Origin of the sequence: Enterococcus sp. DIV1067f, assembly GCF_050543505.1 — a bacterium.
Taxonomy (GTDB): domain Bacteria; phylum Bacillota; class Bacilli; order Lactobacillales; family Enterococcaceae; genus Enterococcus_D; species Enterococcus_D entomosocium.
In genome coordinates this window covers 236,500-254,487 of the sequence record NZ_CP172940.1, presented here as the reverse complement: position 1 = coordinate 254,487, position 17,988 = coordinate 236,500, and the positions used below count along the sequence as shown (strand labels likewise).

At 42.6% G+C, this 17,988-nt stretch carries 15 protein-coding genes; 5 read left to right on the top strand and 10 right to left on the bottom strand.

The features are described from left to right. Window positions 1–132: 132 nt before the first annotated feature. From IGJ42_RS01170 to IGJ42_RS01145, 6 genes are all read right to left on the bottom strand, one after another. Entirely contained in the window at window positions 133–1,251 is a 1,119-nt protein-coding gene (locus IGJ42_RS01170; protein ID WP_015508805.1) for a BMP family lipoprotein, read from the bottom strand. Between the two features lie 63 nt (window positions 1,252–1,314). Further along, entirely contained in the window at window positions 1,315–1,713 is a 399-nt protein-coding gene (locus IGJ42_RS01165; RefSeq protein WP_008376409.1) for a cytidine deaminase, read from the bottom strand. Between the two features lie 54 nt (window positions 1,714–1,767). Beyond that, window positions 1,768–2,430 carry a deoxyribose-phosphate aldolase gene (gene deoC, locus IGJ42_RS01160; protein ID WP_429946962.1) on the bottom strand — a complete coding sequence of 221 codons (663 nt, stop codon included), beginning with the start codon at window positions 2,428–2,430 and terminating at the stop codon, window positions 1,768–1,770. 13 nt (window positions 2,431–2,443) lie between these two features. Next, window positions 2,444–3,745, bottom strand: coding sequence for a pyrimidine-nucleoside phosphorylase (locus IGJ42_RS01155; protein WP_429946960.1), 1,302 nt, complete (start codon window positions 3,743–3,745; stop codon window positions 2,444–2,446). A 123-nt stretch (window positions 3,746–3,868) separates the two neighbouring features. Continuing rightward, window positions 3,869–4,888: a LacI family DNA-binding transcriptional regulator gene (locus tag IGJ42_RS01150; RefSeq protein WP_005226832.1), complete on the bottom strand. Its 1,020-nt coding sequence runs from the start codon at window positions 4,886–4,888 to the stop codon at window positions 3,869–3,871. Between the two features lie 250 nt (window positions 4,889–5,138). Further along, window positions 5,139–5,744 carry a class I SAM-dependent methyltransferase gene (locus tag IGJ42_RS01145; RefSeq protein ID WP_016611508.1) on the bottom strand — a complete coding sequence of 202 codons (606 nt, stop codon included), beginning with the start codon at window positions 5,742–5,744 and terminating at the stop codon, window positions 5,139–5,141. A gap of 337 nt (window positions 5,745–6,081) precedes the next feature. On the opposite strand from IGJ42_RS01145, the gene coaA reads away from it, so the two are divergent. From coaA to IGJ42_RS01125, 4 genes are all read left to right on the top strand, one after another. Further along, window positions 6,082–7,005 (top strand): type I pantothenate kinase, encoded by a 924-nt coding sequence (gene coaA, locus IGJ42_RS01140; RefSeq protein ID WP_005226828.1) that lies wholly within the window; start codon window positions 6,082–6,084, stop codon window positions 7,003–7,005. 80 nt (window positions 7,006–7,085) lie between these two features. Next, window positions 7,086–8,651, top strand: a complete 1,566-nt coding sequence (gene guaA / locus IGJ42_RS01135) for a glutamine-hydrolyzing GMP synthase (protein ID WP_016619593.1) — start codon at window positions 7,086–7,088, stop codon at window positions 8,649–8,651. Between the two features lie 334 nt (window positions 8,652–8,985). Beyond that, on the top strand, window positions 8,986–9,861 hold the full coding sequence (locus IGJ42_RS01130; protein WP_430615861.1) for a glycosyltransferase: 876 nt from the start codon (window positions 8,986–8,988) through the stop codon (window positions 9,859–9,861). A 132-nt stretch (window positions 9,862–9,993) separates the two neighbouring features. Further along, window positions 9,994–10,902, top strand: coding sequence for a matrixin family metalloprotease (locus IGJ42_RS01125; protein WP_429946953.1), 909 nt, complete (start codon window positions 9,994–9,996; stop codon window positions 10,900–10,902). A gap of 258 nt (window positions 10,903–11,160) precedes the next feature. Here IGJ42_RS01125 and IGJ42_RS01120 read toward each other — a convergent pair whose 3' ends face one another. The 4 genes from IGJ42_RS01120 to IGJ42_RS01105 form a co-directional block, all read right to left on the bottom strand. Further along, a complete protein-coding gene (locus tag IGJ42_RS01120; protein WP_429946952.1) occupies window positions 11,161–14,178 on the bottom strand; it encodes a polysaccharide lyase 8 family protein in 3,018 nt (1,005 codons plus the stop codon). Between the two features lie 204 nt (window positions 14,179–14,382). After that, entirely contained in the window at window positions 14,383–15,192 is an 810-nt protein-coding gene (locus tag IGJ42_RS01115) for a PTS system mannose/fructose/sorbose family transporter subunit IID (RefSeq protein ID WP_005226799.1), read from the bottom strand. After that, window positions 15,176–15,964, bottom strand: a complete 789-nt coding sequence (locus tag IGJ42_RS01110) for a PTS mannose/fructose/sorbose/N-acetylgalactosamine transporter subunit IIC (protein WP_005226797.1) — start codon at window positions 15,962–15,964, stop codon at window positions 15,176–15,178. The genes IGJ42_RS01115 and IGJ42_RS01110 overlap by 17 nt, the downstream gene beginning before the upstream one ends. A 140-nt stretch (window positions 15,965–16,104) precedes the next feature. After that, window positions 16,105–17,067, bottom strand: coding sequence for a PTS mannose/fructose/sorbose transporter subunit IIAB (locus tag IGJ42_RS01105; RefSeq protein ID WP_176374310.1), 963 nt, complete (start codon window positions 17,065–17,067; stop codon window positions 16,105–16,107). A gap of 190 nt (window positions 17,068–17,257) precedes the next feature. Here IGJ42_RS01105 and IGJ42_RS01100 point away from each other — a divergent pair, with 190 nt between their 5' ends. After that, window positions 17,258–17,965 carry a GntR family transcriptional regulator gene (locus IGJ42_RS01100; RefSeq protein ID WP_008376433.1) on the top strand — a complete coding sequence of 236 codons (708 nt, stop codon included), beginning with the start codon at window positions 17,258–17,260 and terminating at the stop codon, window positions 17,963–17,965. The last annotated feature ends 23 nt before the right edge of the window (window positions 17,966–17,988 follow it).

The window sequence follows — 17,988 nt, the reverse complement described above, 5'->3', positions numbered from 1 at the left end:
ATGTCAAAAAAATAATTGCTATTGCTTAGGATGATTACTATCCTCATGAAAACCCGTAGCTTTCATCAACATAGTAATCCAACAACGATCATCTTGCCCTAGGCTAGGGCAAGATAACCGAAAAGAACCACTTTATTTTTCAGGTGTTTCTGGTACTTCTACTTTGCCGTCGATCACGTCTTGTTTCGCTGTTTCGATCGCTGCTTTGGCATCATCTGAAAGGAACCCTTCAGTAATGTCTACACCGCCATCTTTCAAGCCGTAAACAATGTGTTCGCCGCCAGGGAAGTTATCTTCTAACGCACGAGTTGAGATATCTTGTACCGCTGCGCCAACACCTTTCAATGTTGAAGCCAGTGTGAAGTTATCTTCTTTGCCGTCAGCAGTTGTGTATTTTCCTTCGTCTTGTTGATCGCTATCTACACCGATGACCCAAACTTTTTTGTCTTCTAGGTCTGCTTCGTTCAATTGTTCATTGATTGCTTTTGCTTCTTGGAAGACACCTGCACCAGTACCACCAGATGCGTGGAAGATTACGTCAACGCCACTTTGGTACATTGAAGCTGCCAATGCTTTCCCTTTAGCAGGATCACCAAATGATGCTGCATATTGAGGATCAACCGTGATTTCTTTGCCTAATTTTTCAGCTGCGTCTTGAACGCCCTTCATGAAACCAGCTTCGAAACGGTCGATAACGACGCCTTCTTCACCACCGATGAAGCCGACTTTGTTTGTTTTGGTTGTATACGCTGCGGCAAAACCAGCTAAGTAAGCTGCTTCGTTATCTTTAAATGTTGCTGAAACAACGTTGTCTTTGCCTTCGATCACATCATCGATGATTCCGAATTGTGTATCAGGGTTTTGGTCAGCTGCTGCTGCGATTGAATCTTTCAATAAGTAACCCACACCGAAAACTGTTTTGAAACCATTTTGAACGGCACCATTTACGTTGGTTGTGTATTCTGAAGCTTCATTTGATTGCACGTAGTCATAACCACCAGCACCGCGAGCGATCCCGTGTTCCTCACCCCATGCTTCTAAGCCTTCCCACGCTGATTGGTTGAATGAACGGTCATCCACCCCACCGATATCGGTAACGATTGCGACACTATGCGCTGCATCAGTCGTACCGTCTGCAGAACCTCCGCCAGTTGAATCAGTTGAACCTGAATTTCCTCCGCCACAAGCACCAAGTAAAGTCAACCCAGCTACTGCAACAATACCTAAACTAAATAATTTTGCTTTTTTCATTGCTGTAAAGCCCCCTAAAAATATAGTTTTTTTCAACAGCCGCATCGACTGAATGAACATGGTTTATAAATCTTTGTTCGTGAAGTAATAAGGCAATAGGCCTTCTACCGTGGTTTCTTTGATGACACCATCATCGCCGACTAAGGTCACCGGCATATCTGGCGCACAAAATTCCACCATGACCTGGCGGCAAGCACCGCAAGGAGAGATCGGTTCTGGCGTATGACCCGCCACAACCAAATGTTGAAACTCTTTTTCGCCTTCAGAAACGGCTTTGAAAAAAGCGGTTCGTTCTGCGCAATTTGTTAAGCCATATGAGGCATTTTCAATGTTGATCCCTTGATATATCGTACCATTTTTGGCAACGAGACAAGCACCGACCGGAAACTTAGAGTACGGCACATACGCTTTATCTAAGGCGGAAACGGCGGTGTCGATCCACTCTTTTTTCGCTGTTGTCATTGTCTTCCCCGCTCTTGTTTTTATTTTTTGCTACTTTACTTAATAATGCTAAGCTTAGTAGCCAGCACCTGTTGAGCCAGTCACGATAGCAACACTTGCGCTTGTTCCTAAGCGATTTGCCCCCGCTTCGACCATAACTGCAGCTTCTGCTTCGTTGTGGATACCACCAGAAGCTTTGACACCCATTTCTGGTCCTACTGTTTCACGCATCAAGCGAACATCTTCAACGACTGCCCCACCAGTTGAAAAGCCAGTTGAGGTTTTCACGAAATCTGCACCAGCTGCTTTGGCTAATTCACAGGCTTTGACGATTTCTTCGTTGTCTAATAACGCTGTTTCAATGATTACTTTGACAAGCGCTTTGTCTTTGGCTGCTTCAACGACTGCTTCGATGTCTGCTTGAACTTTTTTGTATTGTTTTGATTTCAAGGCACCTACGTTGATTACCATATCGACTTCATCTGCGCCGTTTTTGATCGCATCTGTTGTTTCATAAGCTTTGACCTCAGATGTGTTTGCCCCTAAAGGAAAACCGATCACGGTACAAACAGCCGTTGGTTCGCCTTGTAATTTTTCTGCTGCTAATGAAACCCACGTTGGATTGATGCAGACAGAATAGAAGTGATAGGTTTTTGCCTCTTCGATGATTCGTAAAACATCTTCCTCCGTTGCGTCTGCTTTCAAAATCGTGTGGTCGATCATGCGATTCAATTCCATTTTTATTCGCTCCTTATTCTGTAATAATGTCATGGATCAATGGCGGTTCTGCGCCATCTTCCCCAATTTCAATATTTTGGTCGATCAATGCTTTGACATCCTCGATTGCTTCGGTATTGCTATAGATCGTCAATAGCGATTCCCCTTTGCTTACGGATTCGCCAACTTTCTTATGCAATTTGATGCCCACGGCATGGTCGATGTCTTCGTCTTTGGTCTTACGACCTGCCCCTAACATCATCGCCGCGATCCCTAGCTCATTGGCAACTAATTTCGTCACCAAGCCGCTAGTTTTCGCTGGGACTTCCACTTCATATTTCGCTGTCAAAATCTTGCTCGGGTCATCGATCACTGAAGCGTCTCCGCCTTGGTCTGTGATCATCTGTCTGAATTTTTCTAACGCTTTGCCTGAATGCAAGGCTTCTTCCAACAGTTGGCGTGCTTCTTCCAATGAATCAGCTTTTTTCGCTAAAACGACCATTTGGCTGCCCAGTGCATAGCACATTTCTTCCAAGTCTTTCGGTCCTTTTCCTTGCAGTGTCTCAATGGCTTCCACCACTTCCAAACTGTTGCCGATCGCTTCCCCTAAAGGTTGTGACATATCAGAAATGACTGCCATCGTTTGGCGATTTGCCAATTTTCCGATACGGACCATCGTTTGGGCTAAGCGTTTGGCATCCTCCAAGTTTTTCATAAAGGCGCCATCGCCTGTGGTTACATCTAACACGATCGCATCGGCACCTGCCGCGATTTTTTTACTCATGATCGAACTGGCAATCAATGGGATCGAACTAACCGTTGCCGTCACATCTCGTAAGGCATACAGTTTTTTGTCCGCAGGAGCTAAATCTCCTGATTGACCGATCACGGCCACTTTACTTTCGTTGACTAATCGGATAAAGTCGGCTTCAGAAAGCTCGATTTTAAATCCAGGGATCGCTTCAAGCTTGTCTAACGTCCCTCCGGTATAGCCTAAGCCGCGGCCAGACATTTTCGCAACCGGTACGCCAACACTAGCCACTAATGGCGCTAGGATCAACGTGGTCGTATCACCAACACCACCAGTCGAATGCTTATCGACTTTGATTCCTTCAATTGAGGATAGGTCGATCACTTCACCAGAATTTGCCATTGCTAGCGTTAAGTTCGTGATCTCTTCATCTGTCATATCTACATAAAAAATAGCCATCAACAAGGCACTCATTTGATAATCTGGAATACTTCCTTCAGTATACGCAGTTACAATGTAGTCAATTTCTTCCTTCGTCAATGACTTGCCGTCACGTTTCTTTTCAATTAAATCCACCATTCGCATCGAAATGACCCTCGCTTCCTTTAACATTATACAATAATTTTTCGTAGGGTAAACCACTTTAGTAAAACAGTTTACTAAATATCGCAAAACTATGAAAACACTTACAAGAAGAAATATACCGCATTATTTCTCGCTTGTCAATGTCTTCACGCTCTCACGAATAATTAATTTTGTATCAAAAATCTTATTTGGAATTCGCCGTGTCGGAAACTCAATGGCGTCCACTAAAAACTTCGCTGCGGTAAAACCGATTTCAAAGGTCGGCTGCATGACCGTGGTAAGCGGTGGTGTGATATATTCCGATAATTTCAAGGCATCAAAGCCGATCACCGAGTAGTCTTCTGGTACTTTTTTGCCAGCCTCATAAATCGCTTGATAACAGCCGATCGCCATGGCGTCGTTGCCGCAGAAAAACGCTGTGATCTCTTTGTACTTCAATAATTCCTTCGTTGCTTCGTACCCGCCGGTAACCGTTAATTCAGCATTTTCTACATATCGGCCTTTAAAAGGGATCTGATGGTCCTTTAAGGCATGGCGATAGCCATTGAACCGTTCCTCTAATTGATAGTAGCCGGTGATTTCTTTGAGCATCGCAATGTTGCGGTGACCGTTTTTGATCAAATAACTGACGGCTTGGTAGGCACCTTCGTATTCTTTCACGATTAAACGACCATTGTCCCGCTGATTGATCCCGCGATCGACTAAAATAATTGGTCGGTCATCAAAGAACCCGCTCTTCAAGGAATAATCCTCCGGCAGTAAATGCGGCGTCGCTAATAAGATACCATCTACCGAACGATGAGACAGTTCATTCAAATATTGAACCTCTTTTTCTTGGCTGTGGCGCGAATTGCATAACACTAGCATGTAACCTAGTGGATTGAAATAACTTTCCGCCCCTTCAATGACTTTAGAGAAAAAGAAATCCGTCACATCAGGCACGATCATTCCGATCGTTTTTGAATGGCGGTTGATAAGATTCGAAGCAAAAAAATCCGGCTTATAGTGATATTTATTTACGATATCTAAGACCCGCTTCCGGGTTTCTTCACTAAAACGGCTGCCTTTATTGTTTAGGATCTGCGACACGGTCGTGACAGAGACGCCAGCCATTTCAGCAATCTGTTTAATCGTCAATTTCATCTGCTTCTCTCCTCTCTTGCCTAAAGTGTAGCAAATTTTTCTCAAAAAAAATAGCACACTTTCAACAAGTGTGCGACTTTCTTTTTCGTTGATCAAAAATAGCCCGATGATATAGACAGCTGATTAACCAACGCTGCAATTGCCTGAAAGGCTGCTGGCAATAGGCTTTTTGAGAAACCAACTGGTCCAGTTGCTGCTAACCAGCGCTTGCCTTGGCGATGCCTTTGATCTGCTGAGAATCAAAGAGCAGCTACGCTTCTTTTACGCTTTGAATGATGTAATAGCCTTTGTCTTTTTTGATGATTTCGGCATTGCCAAAGGTCTCTTGCATTTTCTTTTGAGCACTCGGCGCCCCTTGTTTCTTTTGGATCACGATCGTTAAAGTTCCCCCTGTTTTTAGTAGCGGAAACGCCCCTGTCAAAATCTCATGGACGACTTCTTTTCCTGCCCGAATCGGTGGGTTGCTGAGGATCGCCGCATAAGCAGGTTGATTTAATTGGGCATAGATATTGGATTGATGGATATCTACCTGTTCAATGCCGTTACGCTGGGCATTGCCTTTTGCCAAATCCACTGCCCGCTGATTGATATCGATCATCTCGACAGGTCGCTGACTTGCATAAGCCAACGATAAGCCAACAGGACCATAGCCACACCCAACGTCTAGCAGACTTCCTTCTGGCAGCTCCGCCCACTCAAACGCATCGATCAGCACCCGCGAGCCGTAGTCCACCGTGTCTCGGGAAAACACCCCGCTATCTGTCACAAAATGAAACTTCTTTCCTCTTAATTCAAACGACCACTGTTCAAAATCATGGGCCGTATCAGGATTTTCTGTATAGTAATGATTACTCATGTTTATGCTCCTTTCTTCTATTCCCTTTTCGCTTGTTTTTTCTACTGGCTTCTACTGGTTTTTTCCTTGTTTCTTCTATTAGAACGAGTGAACGTAGTGAAAACACCAGTAAAAAAGACGTGCAAGATTTGCCTGCTGCTTCTTTCTAATCATACCGAAAAACAGCCAGAAGTAAACGCCCAGCAAAAAAAACAACGAAAAAACAGTTTTTTGTTGTTTCTGCAAAGGAAATCATGTCTTTTTTCCAAGTTCTGTGGGTTTCTATGGTAAAATACTTTCGAACAGTGGCCTATCGCTTCTAATAGAAACCGATGATGCCGCAAAAAAGGAGCCTACTATGCAAGAAACCATGAATTTTTATCAAATTCCTCGTGAGCAATGGCAAGGGTTTTATACGAACGGCATGATGCCTTTCACTCAAGAAGAATTGGATAATATCAAAAGTTTGAACGACCGGATCTCGGTCCAAGATGTGGAAGATGTTTATGTGCCTTTATGCCATCTGATCCATCTTTATATGAAAGAGTTTGAATCATTGACCCTCAGCAAGGGACTCTTTTTACACCGCTATGTTAAAATGCCGCCTTTTATCATCGGCATCGCCGGAAGCGTCGCCGTCGGCAAAAGTACCACCGCACGGCTCGTCCAAAATTTATTGGCCCGTTTGTTTCCCCGCAGAACCGTCCAACTGATCACCACTGACGGCTTTTTGTACCCGAACGAAGTCTTGGAAGAACGCGGCAGCTTGAATCGCAAAGGATTTCCAGAAAGTTATGACATGGAAGCCTTGATCAACTTTTTGAATGCGGTCAAATCAGGAGAACCAGACATCCAGATCCCCGTCTACTCCCATGAAGTCTACAATATTATTCCTGATACGTATGAAACGATCAGTCAACCAGATATCTTGATCGTGGAAGGCATCAATACCTTGCAATTGCCTGCCAACCAACAAATCTATATCAGTGACTTTTTTGATTTTTCAATTTTCGTGGATGCCCAACCGGCACTGATTGAAAAATGGTATTTGGAACGATTTGAATCATTACTAGACACTGCCTTTCAAGACCCTAGCAATTATTATTACCAATATGCGATCGGGGATCGCAAGGAAGCGATTAAAATGGCAAAAGAAGTATGGAAAAATGTGAATTTAAAGAATTTACACGAGTATATCTTGCCTACACGCAGCAGAGCCGATATAATTCTTCATAAAACAAAGCACCATTTGATCGATGAAGTGTTCTTGCGCAAGTATTGACCGCTTCATTTTTATAATTATGCTGTTGAAAAGGCCCAGCCTTTTTTCAATAAAAACTAAAAGAATTGAGGTAATTTATTGTGACAAACGTTGACACTTTGCCAAACGTCGAAAAAATTATCGTACTTGATTACGGTAGTCAGTATAACCAGCTGATTACACGCCGTATTCGTGAGTTCGGTGTTTTCTCAGAATTATTGAGCCACCGCATTACCGCTGAAGAAGTAAAAGCGATGAATCCAAAAGGGATCATCTTATCTGGCGGACCAAACAGCGTCTACGACGAGAACTCTTTCGGCATCGACGAGAAAATTTTTGATTTAGGCATCCCAGTTTTAGGGATCTGTTACGGCATGCAGTTGATTACTTATAAATTAGGCGGAAAAGTTGAACCTGCCAAAAACCGTGAATACGGCAAAGCAGAATTGGAAGTCACTTCTGATGCAGCGGCCCTTTTCCAAAACACGCCCGCAACCCAAACCGTGTGGATGAGCCACGGGGACTTGGTCACTCAAGCACCTGCAGGCTTTGATGTTGTGGCGACGAGCAAAGATTGCCCGATTGCTTCTATCCAAGATGCAGAACGCAAAATGTACGGTATCCAATTCCACGCAGAAGTTCGCCATTCAGAATACGGCAACGACTTACTGCGTCACTTTGCCATTGACGTTTGTCAATGTACAGGTGATTGGACAATGGACAACTTCATCGATATGGAAATCGCAAAAATCCGCGAACAAGTGGGCGACAAAAAAGTCTTGCTTGGTCTTTCCGGCGGGGTCGATTCTTCTGTCGTTGGTGTTCTTTTACAAAAAGCGATTGGCGATCAACTGACTTGTATTTTTGTTGACCACGGCCTCTTGCGTAAAGGCGAAGCCGAGCAAGTAATGGAAAGCTTAGGTGGCAAATTCGGCTTGAACATCATCAAAGTTGATGCCAAAGAACGTTTCCTATCAAAACTTGCTGGGGTTTCTGATCCTGAAGAAAAACGCAAGATCATCGGGAATGAATTCGTGTATGTCTTCGATGATGAAGCAACGAAACTAGCTGGCGAAGAAGGCGTTTCTTTCCTTGCCCAAGGAACCCTTTATACCGACGTCATCGAATCAGGAACCGAAACTGCTCAAACCATCAAATCACACCACAATGTGGGTGGTTTACCTGAAGACATGCAATTCAAATTGATCGAACCATTGAACACCTTGTTCAAAGACGAAGTCCGTGAATTAGGGACTCAACTTGGCATGCCAGACAGCATCGTATGGCGCCAACCATTCCCTGGACCAGGTCTAGGTATTCGTGTCCTTGGCGAATTGACAGAAGAAAAACTAACGATCGTCCGCGACTCGGACGCAATCTTGCGGGAAGAAATCGCAAATGCCGGCTTAGACCGCGACATTTGGCAATACTTCACCGTCTTACCAGGCATCCGCTCCGTCGGTGTCATGGGTGATGGCCGGACCTACGATTATACCGTCGGCATTCGTGCAGTCACTTCAATCGATGGCATGACCGCTGACTTTGCCCGCATCCCATGGGAAGTCCTACAAAAAATCAGCGTCCGCATCGTCAACGAAGTCGCACACGTCAATCGAATCGTGTATGATATTACGAGCAAACCACCTGCTACTGTGGAGTGGGAATAAAGTAGCAACCTCACTTGGTTGCGAAATGTTGATTTAACAGTTTTTAGTTCACTTGGAATGGATAACAATGACCTGTTTTACCTAGGTTCACGACCAAAATCCCGTCAGATTTCTCTGACGGGATTTTTGATTTAGGCTTAATCTGACAACCCTTTTGGGAAAATACGATAAGAAATTGTTGATTCTCGTTAACTATGTTAATCCCAATAGTGGGACTAACGCTCATATTGGAAATCAGATACGATAAAATAAGCTTAAATGCTTTTATTGCCTAAGTTTCTATAGAAGGTTTTTATTAAAAAATAAAAAACACTAAAAAGGGTGGACCTGAACTATGAAGAAGAAAGCTGTCGTTTATTGTGTTACGGGGTCACATATTCAATTAGCTGCAGTATCCATTGCGTCAATAGTAAATACTTATGAAGGGAATGAACCTTTAGATATATTAGTAGTTGTAAATGAACTAGGGAACGAAGAAATACTGAAATTGAAAAGTATTTCTAGATTATATGGAGAAAAAAATGTAATTATTACTATTTGGTATCCACCTAAAATAATAAACGAAATAAAGAATTATAGTAATTCGCGTTTTCCTGAAGTCACTCTGTGGAGATTATTTCTACCTTCATATTTTAGCAATTATGATTACATTCTCTATTTAGATAATGACACTATTGTATACGATGACGTATCCAATTTCTTTGATTTGATCCCTGATCAAAAATCAATTGCTGCAGTTAGAGACTTCTACTTCTCAGTTATAAGTGATACAGAGGACAGCTTTAAATATTTTGGCGTAAAAACTATGAAGAATTACTTCAATTCTGGAGTTATTTTATTTAATGTAGTTGTGTTCAATGAACAGATACGACCAGAAGCCATAGTACGTATGATAAATAAGAATGAATACTTGTATTTAGATCAAACCATTTTAAACATTCTTTGTGAGAGAAGTGTTGAGTTGTTGCCTTATGAATACAATTACCAGAAAGATGATCATTGGTTATTTGATTGGGCAAAAAATGTGAATCCACTCAAATTTTTGAAAATTGAAAAAGCTAGAAAAAATATAAAGATTCGACATTTCATTGAATTTGAAAAAAATTCGATGCCCTGGGAGCATCTTTCCATACAAGATAAATGGGAAAAAGATTTTTGGAATTATCTGTATGAAATCAAGTCAACAAGTTTAAGGAGTGGAAAACAATGAAAAAAAATTTTTTCAAGAATTCGTTCGTTATTTTTAATTGCATTAATTTGCTCTATAGGAACAATTTCTGTAGATGCAAAGTCAGCCGACATAGCGAAGACGCCTATTGTTGATTATTACTATCCTGGAATATTGTATGGTACAGCTACTTGTGTTAACGAATACGGTACCATCATTTACGACTCAAGCTCACTAGGAGAAACCTGCCAAGAGGCTGTCAATGAAGCTGCGCAATCATGGAATCAGTCGATTGGGAGATCGGTAATTGTTGAAAAATCAAGTGTAAATGCAGCAGATAACCAAGTTGATTTAGTTTTGCAATCAACGGATGGCGATTCCTATGCAGATATGGGGTACTCCGGATTTGGTTGGGGGAATAGTACGAACAGAATATTTTTGAATAAAGCTGCTTTAAATGACGCATCATCTGGAAAAGGAACCTCCGGCTACGTACAGCTGGTTTCAACTATCCGACATGAAATGGGGCATACTTTAGGTCTCCAACATGACAATGGATCAGTGATGGCTGATTTATATGATGCCCAGGTTAGCAACAATCAAGAGATGCTGGATGCAGCGCAAAAAACGGCGGACTCAATTTCTAAGGGGATACTTCCTGCTGTCCCATTATTCAACAAATATGCGATACTAAATATCCTTAATAATAGGGATAAAATCTATTATTTGAATAATCATCGTTCTAATCAAATTGCCTCAATCTTTTTAGATTCTCCTGCTGGAAAAATTTCTGGCGTTACTTTCATCGATCAAACAGTTGAAATAACAGGTAACTATAATTTGTATAAACTGTCTCTGTCCCCAAGAGATCCATATGTAGGAACAATTTCTAGTAATAATCTTATGAATAGAACTGTTTCAGTTACTGAAGATATTGTTTCTATTTATGGTCAACACTTTATCTTTTTGAAATTGATGGAGAAGAGTATATTGTTAATCGCCGCGCCTTCGGATAAATTCGCTACCAATTCTTACTTGAAAAGTTGCCACTGCAATCTTGGAAAAGTGTGCTTGCAATCTTAGATACATTCTTTAGTGGCAAACATACGCCTTTTAAGTAAGAAGAAAATTAGCAAACGTTTCATGCTAATGCGCAAGTTTTCAGCATTTTCTGTGAGGATTTTTTTGACAAAACCTCGGCCCTTGAAAAGTAGTTAAAGGAATTAATAGTCAAAGAAAAATCTATGTTTAGCCTTTCATCGTATCATTTTCTAGCTGACAAAAAACAGCTAGAGATTGATCCCTAGCTGCTGATGATGAGACAGATAGCATTGAAACACCTTACTCGACTACAATCACTTTATTTCCACCGTCTTGCTCCGCAAAGTTCACCGTAAATAGATTCGTCGAAGCATCATAACTGATTCCATCGCTTTGAGAAACGATTTTTTGGTAGTCTTTTGGCAATTTTAAGGTCATGGTCGTCGTTGTTTGAGTTGGATCAGAAAAGGCATAGATGGTTTTGCCTTCTCTACTTGTTCTAATCAATGAAAGAGGTTTGTTAGTAGTAATATCGGCGACACTACCTCCATCATTCTGCCAAAAATTGATACCTAAATAGTCAGTTTGATCAAGTTTTACTGCTTGAACTTCCGAGGTATTGGCTAAAATCTCCAGCGGTTCTTCTTGGGCATAGGCAGTCAGTTCTGTTTCATTGATACCTGGCAACATGACATACGCATAATGATCCTCCATGGGATTTTTGCCATGATTGATCAAGAATTTTCGATATTCTCCGGTATAAACCGCATTACTTGGAAATGCCTCATTGATTTCTGTATAGCTGCCTGTTCGTGTTTCACTTACCACGTTTACTGTCGTTTCTTCTGGAAAATAGTAACCGATATTGGCCTGGGAATGATCGGAGTCTAACAACAACCACTGCTTGCTACTTGTTTCATTTAACTGATCAATACTTCCTTGATCAGAAAGGATTTGATAAGTATACGCATCGTTTAGTAAGCGATTATCCACGACCGTCTCAATAGAAGCTGTCGTATCACCAGTGATTCCCGCACCTAAAGCGACAATCTGCCCATCAATGATAAACCACGATTTTTTTGCCCGCACGTTCATAGGTAAAACATTCCCGTTATTTTTTGTACCCGTTTTGTCTAATGCCATTCCCACCGCAGCTGCACCATCATAAGCCACACCGCCTACCCAATTTTCTGGAGACGTTACCGTTGTAAAAGCTGAATTTTCATCCGCTAATTGTATGGTGTCCACGGTTGTTCCTGGCAAGCGATATGGATCGACGGTCGGCCAATAGCTAGAATTGAATTGAACTTGATCATCATTATAGAGGTAGAGCATCCCGTCTGCTGTATGCCACCCACGCTTGTTTTCCTTGTTGCCAGCTTCAAAGGAAGAAATGCGACTGGAATATAGTCCTAAACCCACCATATAATCAGTTGTTCGTTGAACAAAGCGATCCATTGAAGCGTACAGTTTTGTTCCCGTAAAAGGTAATGCATCCCCTGTAATCGATGGGTCTGCCAAGAGATTCATTGTCATTTGTAAATCATTGAAGTCTCTTGCATTCGTCAAATAATAGTCTGGATTTTCTTTGAGCCAATACTTGGCAGCTTCACGGAATTTTTGCTGGTATTGGGTTGGTGCGAATTGGGATACGATCAACAAATTATAGACTGTTGATGAGCCATAGCCGGCTTTGGTTTTGGCTGGAGCTCTTGAAATCGAACGACCATTGACCAACGGCAACATTTCTCCTTGATAGATCAACGGCAAGAATGCTTGATCAACATTTTTGACAAACGTTTGTACGAGATCGGCATCCATTTCAAAACTTGACCCTTGCGTGATAGCTAGAATTTGTCCCACACCCTTGATCAGTACATTTCCATAAGAACCAGTATAAGGGATCGTATTATGCTGAATAAAGGAGCCATCTTTATAAAAACCATCGCCTTTTGTGACTAACTGAAATACTTCTTCGATACTTGCTGAAGCTTGGGTGATTTTCCCAGCGTCCCTTTGCAAAATGCCCAAGCCTAATACAGTAAGCGCGAGATCTGTACGATTAGCACCAGAAGTCACAAAATTTGGAATAAAAGCAAGCTCAGTAAAACTGCCTTGTGTCTTCGTATACAATTGCTTGAAGGGATCTGGTACATAACTGCTGATAATGGCAGTGTATTGCTGTAATTTCTCGGACGGTAACTCAGCGCCTAAAATCATTAAAGTACTGATCAGTTTTTGCGGGACACCGATTTGCCAATCCCACCAGTTTCCATGGTACTTTTTCCCATCATACCCTTTTCGAGTGACCATGAAATCTATCCCATCAATAATCGTCGTCGCCACTGCATCATCTTGATACAAAGAACTACCTTTCGTGCCATAGGCTAAAGCCATTTTCTGTAATTTTGTAAATTGAGTCGTTACATCCGCTGAAGCAGTATTCCCTTGTTCGAGGGGCCATAGGCTCGTTCGATCAGATGCTTTATTTATGGTTTGATACAACGCCTCAGCTTCTGAGGTGACCATCTGCACGTAATCAGCCATAGTCGGATTATTTGGATCATAGCGATCGGAAACCAGTTGATTTTGCCATTTTTCTTGCAGCTGCATAAATTCTGCTGTATGATCTTCCACGGGCAAGCTGCCGATAGGACCGCTGCGCATCGATAATACCTTCAGCTTAGATAAATTGCCAAACAAACGGATACCCACATACCCGGACCAGTCCCCATCAATTGCCGTACCATTGGGATAGTTTACCTTTTGATTCTCATAAAATAGCTGATCATTTAAAAAGGCACGAAAACTCGAGCCCTCATACTGAAGCAAGAGTTTATATTTTTGTCCCGCAATCAAAGTAGGTCCAGAAATAGCTGTCAGCCATTTTCCACCTGGTTGACCAAGTTGCCACTGCCCATCACGATTATAAGCAAACGATTGCCACTGATCTGTCTTTTGTTCATCTGCGCGAAAGACCACCCCAATGTTCGCTTGGTCTTCATATAAGAAAGTAGTTTCAAAATCCCCTGAAGACCGCTTGGGAGCATCTTTGTTGAGCGTTACTGATTCCAGATTGGTGCCTTGCTTCGTATTACTGATCATTAAACCAGTAGCATTTTGTGCTACTTCGGCTTTCCCGACTAAATCTTGCCAAGACCCTTTCTGGTTAGAAAAATCCGAGTGATAGATCGATTCTGCTTCCGGCAATTCGGGTATTTGTTCCTCGGCATTTCCAGAAAGACGAGTGGCGCCAACTACCGAATACAGCAACAAGAAACACCCCATGATCAGCAGATATTTTTTCCCTTTTTCCATCCTTTACTCCTCCTATTTCCCCGCGCAAAAGATAGCGCTATCATTTCGTGGAATGGGAAAAGAGTGAAGAAATTCATTTCCGCACTCTTTTCCATTTAGTTCAACTATTCTAAAAAAGAAAACAGGTTGACTACCCTAACTGCTTATACGATTTACAAAACAATCACAGCAGCTGCCCATTTCCTTTTACACCATGATTCTTTCCTAACCCAAAATACCAAACGCACTCAAAACGATCGACAAGATCAAGATGATCCAAATCACTCGAGTGGAGTTTAGTTTCTTTTGGCCTAACATCCAGTAGGTCAGCAAGACGAGCAAGATAGGTACAAGAGATGGCAAGATGGCATCCAACGTGTCTTGGATCACTAATTCGACGCCGTCTTTTTTATAGACAAAAGGAACAGTTGCTTTGACGACAGAGGGAATCAAGGCACCAATCACTGTGACCCCTAAAACGGTTGCGGCATTGGTGAAGGCAGATAATTTGTCTTTCAAGGTCGTCACTAATTTGACCCCTTGTTTGTAACCTAGGGGAAGCAACGCTGCCCGACCGAAAAGTAACGCGATGTTGGCGATGATCCAGATGACACAACCAACGACGGAACCATTTTGCGCCAATGTGCCAGCAACAGAGCCAAAGATCGTTCCCCAAATCACGTGGAACAAGGAGTCACCGACACCGGCTAAGGAACCCATCAAGGCCGTTTTCAAGGCGATGATCGTTTCTTTGGCTTTGTGTCCGTCTTGTTCTTCGATAGCGACATCGATCCCCATGATCAAGTTCCCAAAGATCGCATTGGTATTGAAAAATTGATTGTGGGTCCGCAGCATATCTTGCAGCTGGGTTTCATCATGGCCATAGAATTTTTTCAAGACGGGCAGGATGCCGTAAAGGTAGCCCGAACTCATCATTCGCTCATAGTTCCAGTTTAATTGGCTTGCCAAAATATAACGCCAGCTAATGGTATTCAACTCTTTTTTTGTCAGTTTTTGATCACTCATCGCCATCATATCCTCCTTCAAAATCTCCGGCAGCTGCCGTTGCAACCGTGCCTTTTTCGCTATCACGTTTAAAGACTAACATTGCTGCTACAAGTCCGATGATGGAAACGCCGAGCATTGGTACTTGCAGATACGCAGCTAAAAAGAAGCCTAATAACAAATAAGGAATGTAGTGCTTTGTTGGCAAGTAGCGCAATAAGATCGCTACCCCGACGACTGGCAAGACGCCACCAGCGGTTTTTAGTCCGGTCATCAGCCATTCTGGCGTGTTATCGGTAATCGTCGTAACGACTGCATCTCCAGCTAAAAGCATCAATAAAATCGGAATCGCCCGTGACAATCCCCATAAGAAAGAACCCGATAAAACTAACCGTGGGATTCGTTTGACTTGCATGTTGTCGATGGCTCTATCGATCCGGTGTAGTAGAAATACGTTACAAAAACGAGCCACGACATCCAGTTGCAGCATCAGCAAGGACACTGGAACTGCTAAGCCGATGCCATATTCCGCGCCGTTTCCTGAGATCACGGCAAACGCTGTTCCCAGTACTGCGCCGGTAAAATAATCCGGGACGGATGCACCACCAAATGCGGCGATCCCCAAACGCATCAACTGTAAGGTCCCACCGACCATCAAACCGGTCTTTAAGTCCCCCATGATCATTCCAGAAATCATTCCGGCGATCGCTGGTTGGGTCAACGTATTGGAAATAAGTGAATCATTAATAGCAATAAAAGCATAAACAGTAATAAGAATGATTTGATACGCTGCTAAATGCATGAATTTTCCTCCTAATTGTATGAACGAGTCTTAACTGGCTAGTTATCGATCGTTATGTCGCCTCAGATAAATCGTGAAAAACACTCGTTTTTTGACAAATCTTCCGCTACATATTCTCCTCGATTCAATCCCTGCCTGGGTTATCCTCGTAATTTCTTCATAAAGTCGATCGATGGTTCATTGGGTACAAGCTGTGCCGTGACGGTGATGCCTTTTGCGGCGATCGCTTCAAAGATCGGCTCTTCTTCTGGCAGTACTTGAATGCTTTTGGTCACTTCCCGTGCGCCTTCTTTGTAGCTCATGTTGCCGACGTTGATCGCTTTGATCGGTCCATCTGCTTCAATATAACGCAAAACATCTTGGGGATTTTTGAAAAGCAAAAACAACCGTTGTTTTCCATAACGACCGGCGCGAATATTTTTGGCTGCCGTTGCCACCGGAAGGACCGAAAGTCGCATCGAAGTTGGCGCTGCCATTCGTAAAGAAGATTTTTGTAATGGGTCTACGGCGGCTTCATCATTGGCTACGATGATCCGTTGCGTGTTTAAACTGGTGGACCAGATACCGGCGACTTGTCCATGGATCAAGCGCTCATCGATTCGACTATTGACGATATTTTCTTGCCCAGCATACGCACTGTAATCCCCTAATTCCTCTTGCTTTTCTTCTAACATCTCTTGTTCTGCTTGGTTCATCCCTGCTTTGACATCAACGATGTTTTCTTTGGCTAAGCAAAGCAGCTCTTTGATCGTCGCTCGTTGATTGACGACTGCCTCGATCACTACGGACAATGTCATTCCAGCGAAGATCGCCACTTCGTCATCCTCTAAATAATTCTTGACTGCAACGTTGCACGGGGTTCCTCCTAATAAATCCGCAATAATCAATGTTGGACCGTTAAGGGCTTTCATTTTCTCGTTCAATTCTTTCTCAAATTGTAGATTGTCACTATCTGGTCGTAATGAAACGGTGTGAACGTTTGCTTGCTGGCCTACGATCATCTCCAGACTGCTTTTGACCCCTTCTGCCATGCCGCCATGACTGATCAATACAATGTTTTCCACTAATTTCCCTCCTACTCCGCAGGTCGCCCCACTTAACATGTTATGTTCCTTGTAAGCATACTATACCACATGGCAAGCCATTCGTAAACCTAATATCTTAACATATTGAATTTTATTTTTCAGACCTGTATAGACTGGAAAACAACGAATTTTCTACAATAATTAAGTGGCAGGAAAGGATTTAACATGTTATGCTTGATGTATTCATATGGAATGGAGGGAAACCACTGTGTTGCCAAAGTATGAGCAGATCAAGCAAGATCTTTTACAAGAAATCAAAGACCATAAATTCATTCCCGGTGATAAGTTTTATTCAGAGGCAGATATCAAGCGGATGTATTCTGTTAGTTCGATCACGGCAGTCAAAGCGTTGAATGAATTGACGAGTGCTGGCTATCTGTATCGCATCCAAGGCAAAGGGACCTTTGTTTCAAAAGCAAAAGTATCTCAGAGTGTGAAGTTTTCCGACATTGAGCTGCATTCACTGGACCAAGAAAAGGTCAAGGTCCTTGCGGTGGAAGAAGGAAATGCCCCCGAGATTTTGAAAGAATTAGGATTGGCTGCCAGTGCTTCCTACTACCGAATCAAACGAGTCCGCTATTTTGGCGACGTTCCTTTCTTGGTTCACATCACTCATTTGCCGAAGAAGCTGATGAAAGAACCGATCGCCAAAAACCTCAACCAATATGCTAGTGTTTATGAGCGGGTCCGAAAAGACTTTGCGATCGACCTTTTCTCATTGGCTTCTGTTGAAACCAACGAAATCGTCTTTCCTGATGACGCTGAATTGTTGAACTTATTGCAACTGAGCTTCCGAGAGCCTGCGGTCAAACAAGTCAAGCACTCCTATTTGGCAGATGGAAGTGTCGCTGAATACATCGTCAGCTACAAGCATTGGAAATATTTCAAAACAAAAATAGAAGTAGAGCCCGCGTAAATTTGGGTCTCTACTTCTATTTT